The organism is Sphingobacterium sp. UBA7625, from assembly GCF_002484085.1.
Classification (GTDB): Bacteria; Bacteroidota; Bacteroidia; order Sphingobacteriales; family Sphingobacteriaceae; genus Sphingobacterium; species Sphingobacterium athyrii.
This window is the reverse complement of the sequence record NZ_DLJD01000034.1, coordinates 12,184-25,761: the sequence shown is the minus strand read 5'-3', so window position 1 is coordinate 25,761 and position 13,578 is coordinate 12,184. Positions and strand designations below refer to the sequence as shown.

Below are 13,578 nucleotides of genomic sequence, written 5' to 3'. Positions count from 1 at the left end.
CATATGTTTTTAAACATTGGGGCAGCACTTTATTTCGTGGTGCAATCTGAAAGATTTTTGTTCACACCCCATACCAGTCCCCTGATAGCCAAAATCCAGCGATGCAACCCCTTTGCCAAAATATATGGCTATGCACCATTCTCACTTCACATTTTATCAAACAAGGATGCGATCTGTTTTTATAAGGACATTCATTATCCTTTTCTTTGTTTTTAGCGAACTTCTTTTCTTTCCACATCTGCGACCAAAGAAAAGAAGCAAAAGAACGTCGCTTGATTATCGTTGGTTTTTATAATTTAGATTGCTGAAGGTGTTTTTATCCAATAAATTTGCGTGCAATTCTGAGAATAAATTAAACTAATTAGCAAATTACGTGTTCATTCTACTGTGTAAGAAACCACAGAATAGCAAGAATCGTGAGCTAGGAATCAGATAGTTTAATGATTAAACTAATTCAAACTTCTGTATTCAACAGGCGACATACCCGTCTTCTGTTTAAATAAACGAGTAAAATGCTGCGGATATTTAAACCCCAATTCATAAGCAATTTCACTAATACTTTTATCAATATTAAAAATCCTTTCTTTGGCTAAATCTATTACTTTGGATTGTATGTATTCTTGTGGGGATATACCTGTTTCCTTCTTAACCAAATCTCCAAAATAGTTGGGTGACAAATGTAGTTGCTCAGCACAATAACCAACAGATGGCAAACCGTTATTTTGTGGCTTATCGGAAGTGTAATAATCGTTCAACAAATGTTCAAACCTTTCTAAAACACCTTTATGCTCATCATCTCTTGTAATAAACTGTCGGTCGTAAAAGCGAGTGCAATAGTTCAAAAACAATTCAATATTTGAAGCAATTAACTTTTTGCTATGTTTGTCAATGGAATGATCCATTTCATATTGGATTTTAGCGAAGCAATCCAACACTATCTGCTTTTCTTTTTCTGACAGATGCAAAGCTTCACTAGAAGCATAAGAGAAAAAAGAATACTCCTGAATGAATTTTCCCAAAGCGGTTCCCTTTATCAAATCGGGATGAAAAAGTACCGCCCATCCTTTAGGATCTAATATCTTTGTTCCGGGTTGTACACCCAATATCTGACCAGGAGCAATGAATACCAATGTGCCTTCCTGAAAATCATAATTATTTCTGCCGTATTTCAATTCACCACATTTCAGTTCTTTCAGAAATATGGCGTATAAACCAAAATGAAAGGTTTGTGCAGGCATCGGTTCAGCTTTTGACAGATCGATTACCGTAATCAAAGGGTGCAAGGTTTCTACGCCACGCAGCTTATTATATACTGTTACATTATCCAGTTTTACTATTTCTTCCATCTCTCTTTCGTTTTGCTAAAACAAAATTACACATTCTTGTATAGCTACAATGCTTATTTATAGCCAATCAGTAATAATGGTATGTAAAGCAGTAATTGATATAAGTATGCACCTATTTAAAGTTCTGAAATTTGTATTGGGAAAAAATGGTAAAAGTCAGAGCCATTTTAAATGTGTCATTAATAAAAATTTAACAATGAAAAAGAGAACGTTAGGAACGCAAGGATTAGAAGTTTCAGCAATCGGGATGGGTGCTATGAACTTGAGTTTTGGAACGGGTAAGCCAACAGCTATATCAGAAGCAATTAGGGTAATTCACAGTGCTTATGAAAAAGGAATCAATTTCTTTGATACTGCCGAGGCTTATGGACCATATACAAATGAAGAATTAGTGGGCGAAGCGGTTAAGCCATTCCGTAAAGAGGTAATTATTGCTACTAAATTCGGAATGATTTCAGATACAGGAATTAACAGCCGTCCAGAACATATCCGTAAAGTAGCAGAAGCATCATTGAAAAGGTTAAAGACCGATTATATCGATCTCTTGTATCAACACAGAGTTGACCCGAATGTGCCTATTGAAGATGTTGCAGGAACGGTAAAAGATTTAATCACCGAAGGTAAAGTGAAATATCTTGGTCTTTCAGAAGCTGGTGCAGAAACAATTGCCAGAGCACACAAAGTACAGACAGTATCTGCTGTTCAAAATCAATACTCTATATGGACAAGGGAACCAGAAGCCAAAGTGCTACCACTTTGCGAAGAATTAGGAATAGGATTTGTTCCTTGGGGTCCAATTGGTACTGGCTTTTTAACTGGTAAAATTACGCCTGATACAAAATTTGACAGTGATACAGATTTGCGTGCTGTGTTTCCACGATTTACACCAGAGGCAATCAGGGCAAATATGCCAGTAGTGGAATTATTAACAAAAATAGCCAATCAAAAAAGTGCAACACCTGTTCAGATTGCCTTGGCTTGGCTATTGGCTCAAAAGCCTTTTATCGTACCAATTCCCGGAATGGATAAAATCGAGTATTTGGATGATAATATACAGTCTGTCAATATAGATCTTAGCTCGAAAGACGTACAGGAAATAGAAAATGGATTGGAAAAAATCACATTCCAAGGTGCAAGACTGAATGAGGATCTTTTAGGGTTATCGGAAGCTCAATAATGTTGCAATGCTTATATCAAAGGCTTCAATTGTTTAAAAACGAAACAATTAAGATTAAATTTTTCCAAATGCTGATTTTGCTGTCTTTCATATTTCATTTAACAACAGCCTGTTCGCAAACAAATTCAACATCACAAACTATGGTACATAATGATAAATATAGAAATGACGAAGCTGAAATTCTATTGGTTACAAAACAGCTCACTGAATTAATGATTAAGAAAGACTCCGCAGCAATCAGTACAATTTTAGATGCAGAATTTACACTTACGCATATCACAGGGTATGTACAGCTCAAAAGCGATTGGCTTGCTGAAATAGAAAGTGAAAGTATGAAATACTATTCCTATGAAGAGGTGAAAACTTCAGTAACCATTATTGGAGATAAAGCCTCGTTTGTAGGTCAAAATTTATTGGATGCACGTATCTGGGGCACAAGAAACACTTGGCGCTTACAACAAAGAATGGAGCTTGAAAAGAAAAACAATAAATGGATTATTCAAAAATCGGTAGCAACTACATTTTAAGATAAAACATATGAAAACAAGAATATTAGGAACGCAAGGATTAGAAGTTTCCCAATTGGGACTAGGTTGTATGGGGCTAACCTTTGGTTACGGACCTGCAACGAATGAAATCGATGCCATTGCATTGATACAAAAAGCCTATGAATTAGGCATCACATTTTTCGATACAGCAGAAGCCTACAGTCAAGGATTAAACGAGCAGTATTTAGGAAAGGCTGTGAAATCTTTTCGGGACAAAGTTGTGCTTGCGACAAAATTTGGTTTTAAAGATGGTGATGCCAATAAAGGTTTGGATAGCCGTCCTGAAAGAATTAGAGCCGTTGCAGAAGGATCGCTGAAACAGCTCAACACCGATGTTATTGATCTGTTCTACCAACACAGGGTTGACCCGAATGTTCCGATGGAAGACGTTGCAGGAACAGTGAAAGATTTAATAAGAGAAGGTAAAGTAAAATACTTTGGAATGAGCGAAGCGGGCGTAGAAAGCATTCGGAAAGCTCATGCTGTACAGCCTGTTTCCGTATTACAAAGTGAATATTCCCTATTTTTTCGTGAACCGGAAAAGGAAATCATACCTGCATTAGAGCAATTGAATATTGGTTTTGTACCATTCAGCCCATTGGGGAAAGGATTTTTGACCGGAGGGATCAATGAAAATACACAGTTTGATAAAGATGATTTTAGAAATATCGTTCCAAGATTTTCAGAAGAAAACAGAAAAGCAAATCAGACTTTGGTTGATTTATTAAAAGCTATCGCAAGCGAGAAAGAAGCAACTGCTGCTCAGGTTGCTTTAGCCTGGTTATTGGCTCAAAAACCTTTTATTGCCCCAATTCCCGGAACTACAAAAAAACATCGTTTGGTGGAAAACGTCGGTGCTGTAAATATCGAGCTATCAACAGCAGATTTACTGAATATAGAAATCGCATACAAACAGATTGAAATTGTAGGTGAACGTTATCCAGCCCACTTAAAAAGTAGGGTCGGAAAATAATAACAATCATCCATACGCACGAAGTTTCCGTTTATTGACAGATACAGAAATAAAACAATGAAATTAAAATGAATAACATAACGTTAAATAACGGCATAGAAATGCCGATTTTGGGATTAGGTGTTTATCAAATACCAGATTACGAGGAATGTAAAAAAACAGTTTTAGATGCCATCAAAATAGGCTATCGCTCTATTGATACCGCAGCAGCTTACCAAAACGAAGAAGCTGTTGGCGATGCGATAAAAGAAAGTGGCGTAGCGAGAGAAGAACTTTTCGTTACTACGAAACTTTGGATAACTGATGTAGGTTATGAGAAAACAAAAGAAGCTTTTGAACTTTCTTTACAAAAGCTACAATTAGACTACCTTGATCTGTATCTGATCCACCAGCCTTTTGGTGATGTTCACGGTTCCTGGAGAGCTATGGAAGAGTTGTATAAAGAGGGAAAGATTAAAGCTATCGGCTTAAGCAATTTTCATCCAGACCGTGTAGTAGATATTATCGTAAACAACGAAATTGTGCCTGCAATTAACCAGATTGAAACAAATCCTTTTTACCAACGCTCGGAAGACCAGCAAATTTTAGAAGAAAATGGTGTGCAGATTGAGAGTTGGGCATCATTTGCTGAAGGCCGCAATGAACTTTTCACGAACGATACCTTGTCAGCCATAGGCAATAAATATAATAAGTCGGTCGCACAGGTAGTGCTTCGCTGGCTCATTCAAAGGAATGTAGTGGTAATTCCAAAATCTGTCAGGAAAGAGAGAATGATTGAAAATATTGACGTCTTTGATTTTGAACTTTCGGAAGAAGACATGACACTGATTCAAGCGATGGATACTAAAGAAAGCCAGTTTTTTAGCCATAGAGACCCAGCAATTATCAAATGGTTTTCGACAATGATTAAATAAATAACGAAATAAATGTAATTCAATATAGATACAAAACAAGTAAAAGCATATGGTACAAAATCGGCTACATCACCATTACAGGAAATGACCATCAACCGTAGAAATGTACAAGCTCATGATGTAGAATTTGAAATTCTATATTGTGGAATTTGCCATTCAGATTTGCATCAGATAAAAGATGATTTTGGTGGTACAATGTGGCCAATAGTTCCCGATCACGAATTGTTGGGAAAAGTTACAGCAATTGGTCATCACGTTAAAAACTACAAAGTTGGAGATTTAGTTGGTGTTGGTTGTATTGCAGGTAGTTGCGGACAAACTCAGGAGATGTTAGACTTTTGTTTCAAGCATAATATCACAGCCGATAGTGAAATTATTAATATCCAGGATGTAAACACAGCTTTTGACCGACTAGAAAAGGGAGATATCAAATATCGTTTTGTGATTGATATGGCTTCCTTAGAAAGCTAAAATAGTTGTTAGTTTAAGTGTATCAAAAAAGCATTTCCTCGCTAAGGCTGGAAATGCTTTTTTGCTCTAACCATAGATGTGGTACGTGAGCATTAAGGAATTTCATGTCAGTTCAAATTATTTTGTAAAAAGTTCCTAACAGAATTATTATTAATTCGCTGAAATTGTCTGTCTGAATTCAGTAGGGCTGATCCCTACATGCTGTTTGAAAAATCGGGTAAAATGCTGGGGATACTTAAACCCCAGCCCATATGAAATTTCGCTTAATGATAGATCGGCGTCATATATTTTTTCTTTAGCCTCTTCCACAACCTTTGCATGAATGTATTCCAGGGCAGTTTTACCAGTATCTTTTTTTATTAAATCGCCAAAATAATTGGGTGACAGGTGTAACTGTTCTGCAAAATAAGCCACAGATGGCAGGCCTATCTCTTTTGCACTACCGGAACTGAAATAGGTTTTCAAAAGATTTTCAAATTTTGAAAGGATGTTTTTGTTTACATTTTCCCGGGTGATAAACTGACGGTCATAGAACCGAATGCAGTAGTTCAGAAACAGCTCAATATTGGAAACAATGATTTCCTTACTATGCTTATCGATGGATTGTTGCAGTTCATATTCTATCTTTGAAAAACAATCCAGAATAAGCTCACGTTCACGTGCAGAGAGGTGCAAAGCCTCATTTGAATGGTAATTAAAAAAATGGTATTGATCCATCTTTTTTGCAAGACCTGTTCCCAACATCAGGTCCGGATGAAACACCAGTCCATGTCCCTTAGGTTGGTAATAAGTACCGTCATTAACTATGTCGATAATTTGACCCGGAGCACAGAACACCAAAGTACGGTCCTGATAATCGTAAAGCTCACGTCCATATCTAAGGTCTCCGCAATCCACCTCCTTTAAAAAGATGGCATATATACCAAAATTCATTCGGCTACCCGTCCTTGGATCAGCTTTTGAAAAGTCAAGTACACTGACCATCGGATGCAATGTTTCATGCTTATTGAAATCATTGTATTTATGAACCGTGTCAAAGTTGAATGAATTTGCCATCCTTTCCCATTTTATATACTACAAATTTACGAATTCTTCTTTACGCTGTATCGACGGCAAGATCAATCCGTTAAATTGGTAAGTAATACCGTAATCCGTATAACTCAAGAGCCGAAACTTAAGCCGAAATTTGTATTATAAATTAACTGGCAGATTGCCGGTTGATACAAACAATTAAAAGTGTAATTATGAAACATATCAAAATTGGGAACCTTGAAGTGTCCCGTTTAGGATTGGGTGCCATGTCGATGTCAGGTTTTTATGATATAGGCACAGGAAGTGATGAAGAGTCAATACGTACCATCCACCGTGCTCTGGAATTGGGGATAACCCACATCGATACAGCAGAAATCTATGGTCCTTATACCAATGAGGAACTGGTGGGTAAAGCCCTTAAAGGGAGACGCGACCAGGTTGTGATCGCCAGCAAATTCGGATTTATTTCGCATGCTGGAGGTGGCGTCGGTGTTATGGATAGCAGTCCGGCAAATATACGTACAGCTGTTGAAGGTTCATTGAAGCGATTGGGTACGGATTATATAGACCTCTACTACCAGCACAGGGTAGATCCCAAAACACCTATCGAAGAAACCGTAGGTACATTGGCGGAGCTGGTAAAAGAAGGTAAGATCAAATACATCGGGCTTTCAGAGGCTGGAGTGAATACCATCCGCCGTGCACACGCCGTACACCCGATTACTGCACTTCAGACAGAATATTCGCTATGGACCCGTGATCCGGAAGCGGAACTGCTTCCCTTGTTAAGAGAATTAGGTATAGGTTTTGTCCCGTATTCACCGCTGGGTCATGGTTTCCTTACAGGTCAGATTACCTCGCCTGAACAGATTGCAGACAATGACTGGCGTAAGAACAACCCACGTTTCATGGGAGAGAATTTCCAACGTAACCTGGGAATCGTAACAGAAGTAAAAGCCATTGCTGACGAACTTGGAGCTACCAATGCGCAGATCGCTCTTGCATGGCTACTGGCACAGGGCAATGATATTGCACCGATACCCGGTACAAGGCGGGTAGCGCGTGTGGAAGAGAACACAGCTGCCGATAGCATCAATTTAAGTCCTTCTCAATTGGAACGCCTGAATAACCTTACCCCAGCTTCCGGCGAACGCCACAATGAAGCGAGCATGGCTGCAATCGACCGCTAATATTGTCTATTTGAAATACTATTGTCTCTGCCCGTCAAATCATGGGCAGAGACAATAGTTACTAGGCAGCTTGACGCAAACAATTGATACATGTAAACAAAATTAGAAAGAAATGAAAAATATAAAGATAAGATCGTTGGGTATATGCATGATGATGTTGGGTACCTTACCAATGGCAGAAGCACAAACTAAAGCAGGTACGAAGAAAGTCACAAATACTGCAAATGCGATACCGACTACGACAACCATGGAAAGGGTAACTTTTCCCAATAGGGACATCACGATAGTGGGAAACCTCTATCTGCCAAAAGATTTTGATAAGCACAAAAAATACCCTGCGATCGTAGTAGGACACCCGAATGGTGGAGTTAAAGAACAGACAGCAGGTCTGTATGCACAGAAATTGGCTGAAAAAGGGTTTGTCACGCTGGCTTTTGATGCTTCCTATCAGGGTGAAAGCGGTGGCCAGCCACGCTTTTTGGATGATCCGGAAGCACGTACCGAGGATTTTCGTGCCGCTGCCGATTACATCACCATACAAGATTACATAGACCCTGAAAAAGTTGGCGTGCTTGGAATCTGTGCAGGCGGAGGCTATGTTATCCACGCGGCACAGACCGAACACCGCTTCAAAGCAGTAGCCACCATCAGTATGGTGGACGGTGGAGATCTTCGCAGAAATGGTATGAATGGCTCTTTGACATCTACCATTCAGCAAAGACTGGATGACGTAGCAAAACAAAGAACTATCGAAGCTAATGGCGGAGAAAAAAGATACAACAATTATGTAGCGAATTCGAAAGAAGACCTACCGGCCAATGCCAATAGAATGTACATCGAGGGCTATGAGTATTATAGGGTTACACACAAACAGGAAACAGCTCCTAATAAATACCTTTTCACAAGTCTGGATAAACTGATGAATTTTACCGCGCTGGACCACGTTGAATTGATTTCACCACGACCATTGCTCCTTATTGCCGGAAGCATTGCGGATAGTTATTATTTCAGCGAGCGTGCCTATAATTTAGCAAAAGAGCCAAAGGAACTGTATAAAATAGATGGTGCTACGCATATAGATCTGTATTGGAAACCCGAATATGTCGCACCGATCGTAGAGAAACTGACCGATTTCTACGGAAAGAACCTTTAAATATTAAATCAGTAATATGAGAATAGCTTTTTTAATCCCCGCACTGATACTGATTTTCCTTTCATCAGGATGTGCACAGGCACAAAAATCGACTTCAGATAAGAAGATACTGATCGTGTACCTTTCCAGAACGAACAACACAAAGGCTGTTGCCAATCTGATCCATAAAAATGTTGGCGGAAAATTGGTAGCCCTCGAATTGGAAAAACCTTATCCCGAAGATTATAAAGCAACCGTAGATCAGATGTCAATGGAGCAGCGGACTGGATTTTTGCCTCCCTTAAAAACAAAAATAGACAGCATCGACAATTATGATGTGGTATTTGTCGGATTCCCCACATGGGGCATGAAACTTCCACCTCCAATACGTAGTTTTTTAAAACAGTATAATCTTAGCGGAAAGACCGTAATACCATTCAACACAAATGCTGGTTACGGTGTAGGAAGTACTTTTGATACGGTTAAGGAGCTCTGTGCGGAAAGCACCGTTCTGGAAGGATTTACGATCCTGGGCGGTAAGGAAAAAGATGGTATCCTGCTTGCGATAAAAGACAGGAAGGAAATAGAGGCTGATAAACAGGTAAAGACCTGGCTTAGAAAGATCAATCTGTTGCAGTAAAGCAGGCTCCTGAGCAATCTGATATTATTTTACACATTGTTACAAAAGAGGGTTCCATAAATTGGAACCCTCTTTTGGTTGACCTGCATCTTAAAATACAGCCTATCTATTTTTTTTACGCTACTGTCTATGTGAACTAAAAAAAGCAGAGACGAGATCTGGAAAGTAACAATCCTGCCAGTCGGTAAAGATGTGAAACAAAAGTCCTACTGCAATGATCCTTGTTTTTTTGAACAGCAGTAATATAAAGTAAACTACAATTGCATAGTAGCTGTGCAGGGGATGGAACCCAACGCTGCAACGATTAGGGTCAAAAATAGGGGTTGCAAGCAGGTGATCCAGATCGATCAACATCGTTGCAAGCATGATCAGCCACGCCCGCTTCCATTGGGACCGAAAAAATAAGTATGCAAGTAGGCCCGGTGCTAAAAAATGCAGGCTATAATGCACTATCGTCTGTATTAATTTAAAATTTTCATCCATTTATAAATTCAGTTCCATATGAGAACTGACGAATTACATTAAATATTTAGTGGATTAAAACTGAACAATCACCTTGCCAATATGCTTTCCTTCATCAAAATGGCGGAAAGCTTCACTGGATAGAGACAACGGGAATACCTTGTCGATTACGGGTTTGATGTGACTGTTCTCGATAAATTCGTTCATGGCTTCAAAAGAAGCTTTTGAGCCGGCCTGTACTCCGGTTATGGAAATGCTTTTCAGCATTACATCCAGTACGGATATTTCAGCACTGATACCGCCAAGCATACCGACAACGGTAATTCTGCCTCCAAATTTTGTAGCCTTTAAGGTTTGGGAAATTCCTGTCCAGGACATTTCCAGTGCCAAGTCTACTCCTAAACCGCCCGTTGCATCAAGCACTTTCTCGGCCCACTCAGGTTCCGAAACATAGTTAATGGTCACATCTGCTCCCAGTTCTTTTGCCGTTTTCAATTTTTCATCACTGCCCGAAAGGATCACTACCTTAGCTCCTTTTGCCTTTGCAAATTGCAGGGCGAAGATGGAAACACCACCGGTACCTTGCAACAGCACAATTTGTCCCGCCTTTAGTTCTCCGACATTTGAAATGGCTTCCCAAGCGGTTACACCCGCCAAAAGGCGTAGCAGCAACCTCCTCAAAGGTCAGATTGGATGGTGCGGCGACCAGAAATTCTTCCGGTACTGCAATATATTCCGAAAATACGCCACGTTGCTCAATACCAAGACGTGTTTTCAGGTCTTCGGGTTTTAATTCTCCTTTTTGCCAGCCCTGTATGTAGTGTGTGGATATACGGTCGCCCGTTTTAAAGGCCGTGACCTTGCTGCCGATTTGCTCCACAACTCCTACAGCGTCTGATCCTAGTATATGTGGCAGCGGTTTTTCAAAGGCTCCCTTGGCCAGCATCAGGTCTAATTGGTTTAAAGACACGGCCATTACTTTGACAAGTATTTCACTCTCATTTATTGATGGGATATCTTGCGCCAACAGTGAGATCCTATCAACCCCATAACCTCCATTTACAACTATTGATTTCATTCAGATTAATTATTGATTTATAATTTGTTCGGAATTTACCATTTCTTCTACAGCAAAAACCTTTGCTAAATGCGAAGGATAGTCCTGTAAACTTTTTTTGATATCGCCATCTTTGAAGATATCAAAACAGTTGTAATCTTCCACAATATCCACACCACAAAAACGGTAGTTGCTGGTAAACTGTTTAAAGAAACCGGCAGTGGTTTCCCCTTCGAAAAGCCTCTGTGAAGGATTGCCAAACGATTCTTCGGGGGCATTCCAGGTCGCACTGACCATAAATTTTTTACCCTGCATTTTACCGCCCGTTCCATATTGCCTGCTCGCATCTTCTTTCGTGCGTCCATCTCCCGCAAGGAATTTTGCACTGTGCAGACCGCTATTGAAGACTTCATCTACGTATTTTTTGTAGATCCAAGGGGCTCCAAACCAGTTGATGGGTGTTTGTAGTATTATGATATCTGCCTTTAAGTGCTTTTCTACCTCTTCATCCGCTTCATATCCGTTTTCAATGGTAGTTTCTAAAACCTGGTATCCTTTGGAAAGGAAAAATTCTTTTGCTATCGCGATGAATGAGCGGTTCAAAGTTCCTTCCGACCAGTTTGGATAGGTAAGATGTGCATTGATCAGCAGTACGTTTTTTATTGTCTCCATGTATTAAAATCTTTGATTGTTCTTTTTAAAATTTAGTTTAAAGCCCAAGTACTTTTTTAAGGTGGGCCGGATAGTTGTCCAGGTCTTCTTTAATACGCTTGCTGCGGAATATATCGAAACAGTTGTATCCCTCAAGGATATCGAAACCTGAGAAACGATAATTCGTAGTAATGTTATAGAAAACATCCGCAGGCCCCTTTCCCTGGAAAAGATATTGTGATTTGTCATTGAAATCCTTTTCAGCGGCATTCCAGGTTGCTGAGATCATGAACTTCTTGCCCTGCATTTTTCCACCTGTGCCATAATGCTTGCTGGGGTCTCCTGCAACACGGCCGTCACCAGCAAGGAATTTCTTACTGTGCAATCCGCTGTTGAAAACCTCATCCACATATTTTTTATAGATCCAGGGCGTACTGATCCAGTTAACAGGTGTTTGGAGGATTACGATGTCTGCCTGCAGGTGCTTTTCAACCTCTTCGTCAGGATTATAACCATCTTCAATTTTCGTTTCCAAAACTTTGTAGGATTGGGAGACAAAGTATTCCTTTGCTTTATCCACAAAAGATCTGTTAAGCGTACCCTCGGACCATCCCGGATAGGTCAAATGTGCATTGATGATCAGTACCGTCTTCTGTTTGGCGGTATCACCCTTGTCCTGATTTTGTGCAAGCACTTTCGTGCTGATTGAAAACAGCATGATAGCCATTATAAAAAACATTCTTTGTCTCATTATTTCTATATTTTTAATTTGGTAAAATTAAAAGGTATCACTGACCATTAAGGAAACAGATTACCACTAAAAAAGAAACAAATTACAGATAATAAAAAAGCGCCCTTTTTGTGGACGTTCTTTGTATGATGAAGGATTCTTTTACCTATGTTAACCCATGTGTTTTTGGAGCCAGTCCAATATCAGTTGCGGGTTTTTACCGAAATAATTATACCCTTGGAAACGTTGATCGGTCCCTTCGATCCAAAATAGTGTTTTGTCTTTTGCAGACATCTTATCATATATTTCCTGAACATTTGACTGCCTTGTTGACAAGTCGTCCTTAACCTGTGCAACAAATGTTGGCAGGGTCACTGCACTGGAATAATCGATTGGCCATACGTCAGCAATGTGAAAGCCTGTTTTTATATGGAACGCTGTATCGAACAGTTCCATCCCGTTGGCAATTTTTTGGTTTTCCACCGCCTTTTGAACGAATACAGCAGGTGTTACAGGTTGCAGAGCGATCAGTCCTTTGACATGTTTAAATTCTTCTGGATGTTTCTTCATACCTACAATTGTCGCATTGGCACCAAGACAGCGGCTATATAGTACCACCTTCATTTTTTTTGTATCCGGACGGGATTTGGCATAGCGTAGTGAACCTATGACATCACGGTACTCCAACAGTCCGTGACCATTTACACCGCCACTTCCTATACCGCTTCGACCATGGTTACGCATATCGTAGGTCAGGATGTTGTATCCTGCATCGTGCAGGATCTTGTATTCGGGAAGGAAATTCACTTCAAAGCCGCCAAAGTTTTTCCATGGGTCAAGATGCCCCGGATAACCATAGCGGTTGCAGGGCATCGGGTGGTTGAATATGAGTAGTTTATCTGAGGTGCCCGGTATGAACCATCCTTCGATTGTTACGCCGTCCATAGCCTGGAAAAAGATTTCTTCATGCTCCATGCCATATTCACCCGGCGTCCTCAATATAGGGGTACGGGTAGAATGTGCCATCATTTCTGCCATTCCATTGATGAAATCATCCGAACCTGTCCCCGGATTATTTTCTATTGGTGTGCTATCAACTGTTTTGGCAGAAGCTGAAAGCCAAGAGAATGGTCCTAGAGCAAGACCGGCCCCGATCAGAGTAGTTCTGCTCATAAAGCTTCGGCGGTTCAGACCGCCCTGCTCATTTTCCTTTGCTGTATTTTTATGATTGTCTTTCATGTAATATTTTTTTAAA

The 13,578-nt window shown here is 39.9% G+C and carries 16 protein-coding genes; 8 read left to right on the top strand and 8 right to left on the bottom strand.

Features of this window, described 5'->3' with window-relative positions:
• Positions 1-449: 449 nt before the first annotated feature.
• Positions 450-1,346, bottom strand: coding sequence for a helix-turn-helix domain-containing protein (locus B4G94_RS15930; protein WP_286860059.1), 897 nt, complete (start codon positions 1,344-1,346; stop codon positions 450-452).
• A 196-nt stretch (positions 1,347-1,542) separates the two neighbouring features.
• On the opposite strand from B4G94_RS15930, the gene B4G94_RS15925 reads away from it, so the two are divergent.
• From B4G94_RS15925 to B4G94_RS15905, 5 genes are all read left to right on the top strand, one after another.
• On the top strand, positions 1,543-2,523 hold the full coding sequence (locus B4G94_RS15925; RefSeq protein ID WP_286860057.1) for an aldo/keto reductase: 981 nt from the start codon (positions 1,543-1,545) through the stop codon (positions 2,521-2,523).
• A gap of 140 nt (positions 2,524-2,663) precedes the next feature.
• Positions 2,664-3,050: a nuclear transport factor 2 family protein gene (locus B4G94_RS15920; RefSeq protein WP_286860055.1), complete on the top strand. Its 387-nt coding sequence runs from the start codon at positions 2,664-2,666 to the stop codon at positions 3,048-3,050.
• A 10-nt stretch (positions 3,051-3,060) separates the two neighbouring features.
• Positions 3,061-4,044, top strand: coding sequence for an aldo/keto reductase (locus tag B4G94_RS15915; RefSeq protein ID WP_286860053.1), 984 nt, complete (start codon positions 3,061-3,063; stop codon positions 4,042-4,044).
• A 68-nt stretch (positions 4,045-4,112) separates the two neighbouring features.
• Entirely contained in the window at positions 4,113-4,958 is an 846-nt protein-coding gene (locus tag B4G94_RS15910; RefSeq protein ID WP_286860051.1) for an aldo/keto reductase, read from the top strand.
• Positions 4,959-5,042: 84 nt separating this feature from the next.
• Positions 5,043-5,429: an alcohol dehydrogenase catalytic domain-containing protein gene (locus tag B4G94_RS15905; RefSeq protein WP_286860049.1), complete on the top strand. Its 387-nt coding sequence runs from the start codon at positions 5,043-5,045 to the stop codon at positions 5,427-5,429.
• A gap of 150 nt (positions 5,430-5,579) precedes the next feature.
• Here the strand turns inward: B4G94_RS15905 and B4G94_RS15900 are convergent, their stop codons facing one another.
• Entirely contained in the window at positions 5,580-6,485 is a 906-nt protein-coding gene (locus tag B4G94_RS15900; protein ID WP_286860047.1) for a helix-turn-helix domain-containing protein, read from the bottom strand.
• A gap of 188 nt (positions 6,486-6,673) precedes the next feature.
• On the opposite strand from B4G94_RS15900, the gene B4G94_RS15895 reads away from it, so the two are divergent.
• From B4G94_RS15895 to B4G94_RS15885, 3 genes are all read left to right on the top strand, one after another.
• Entirely contained in the window at positions 6,674-7,651 is a 978-nt protein-coding gene (locus B4G94_RS15895; protein WP_286860045.1) for an aldo/keto reductase, read from the top strand.
• A 112-nt stretch (positions 7,652-7,763) separates the two neighbouring features.
• A complete protein-coding gene (locus B4G94_RS15890; protein ID WP_286860043.1) occupies positions 7,764-8,804 on the top strand; it encodes an alpha/beta hydrolase in 1,041 nt (346 codons plus the stop codon).
• A 16-nt stretch (positions 8,805-8,820) separates the two neighbouring features.
• Positions 8,821-9,423 carry a flavodoxin family protein gene (locus tag B4G94_RS15885; protein ID WP_286860041.1) on the top strand — a complete coding sequence of 201 codons (603 nt, stop codon included), beginning with the start codon at positions 8,821-8,823 and terminating at the stop codon, positions 9,421-9,423.
• A gap of 120 nt (positions 9,424-9,543) precedes the next feature.
• Here B4G94_RS15885 and B4G94_RS15880 read toward each other — a convergent pair whose 3' ends face one another.
• From B4G94_RS15880 to B4G94_RS15855, 6 genes are all read right to left on the bottom strand, one after another.
• Positions 9,544-9,906: a DUF6122 family protein gene (locus B4G94_RS15880; RefSeq protein ID WP_286860039.1), complete on the bottom strand. Its 363-nt coding sequence runs from the start codon at positions 9,904-9,906 to the stop codon at positions 9,544-9,546.
• A 54-nt stretch (positions 9,907-9,960) separates the two neighbouring features.
• Complete coding sequence (locus tag B4G94_RS15875) at positions 9,961-10,479, bottom strand: zinc-binding dehydrogenase (RefSeq protein ID WP_286860037.1); 519 nt, start codon at positions 10,477-10,479, stop codon at positions 9,961-9,963.
• A complete protein-coding gene (locus B4G94_RS15870) occupies positions 10,412-10,963 on the bottom strand; it encodes an alcohol dehydrogenase catalytic domain-containing protein (RefSeq protein WP_286860035.1) in 552 nt (183 codons plus the stop codon). The genes B4G94_RS15875 and B4G94_RS15870 overlap by 68 nt, the downstream gene beginning before the upstream one ends.
• A gap of 9 nt (positions 10,964-10,972) precedes the next feature.
• The gene (locus tag B4G94_RS15865) at positions 10,973-11,614 is read right to left on the bottom strand and encodes an NAD(P)H-dependent oxidoreductase (RefSeq protein WP_286860033.1); all 642 of its coding nucleotides are present in this window, start codon (positions 11,612-11,614) and stop codon (positions 10,973-10,975) included.
• A 37-nt stretch (positions 11,615-11,651) separates the two neighbouring features.
• Positions 11,652-12,344, bottom strand: a complete 693-nt coding sequence (locus B4G94_RS15860) for an NAD(P)H-dependent oxidoreductase (RefSeq protein WP_286860032.1) — start codon at positions 12,342-12,344, stop codon at positions 11,652-11,654.
• Positions 12,345-12,494: 150 nt separating this feature from the next.
• Positions 12,495-13,562 carry an alpha/beta hydrolase family protein gene (locus tag B4G94_RS15855; RefSeq protein WP_286860031.1) on the bottom strand — a complete coding sequence of 356 codons (1,068 nt, stop codon included), beginning with the start codon at positions 13,560-13,562 and terminating at the stop codon, positions 12,495-12,497.
• Positions 13,563-13,578: the final 16 nt, after the last annotated feature.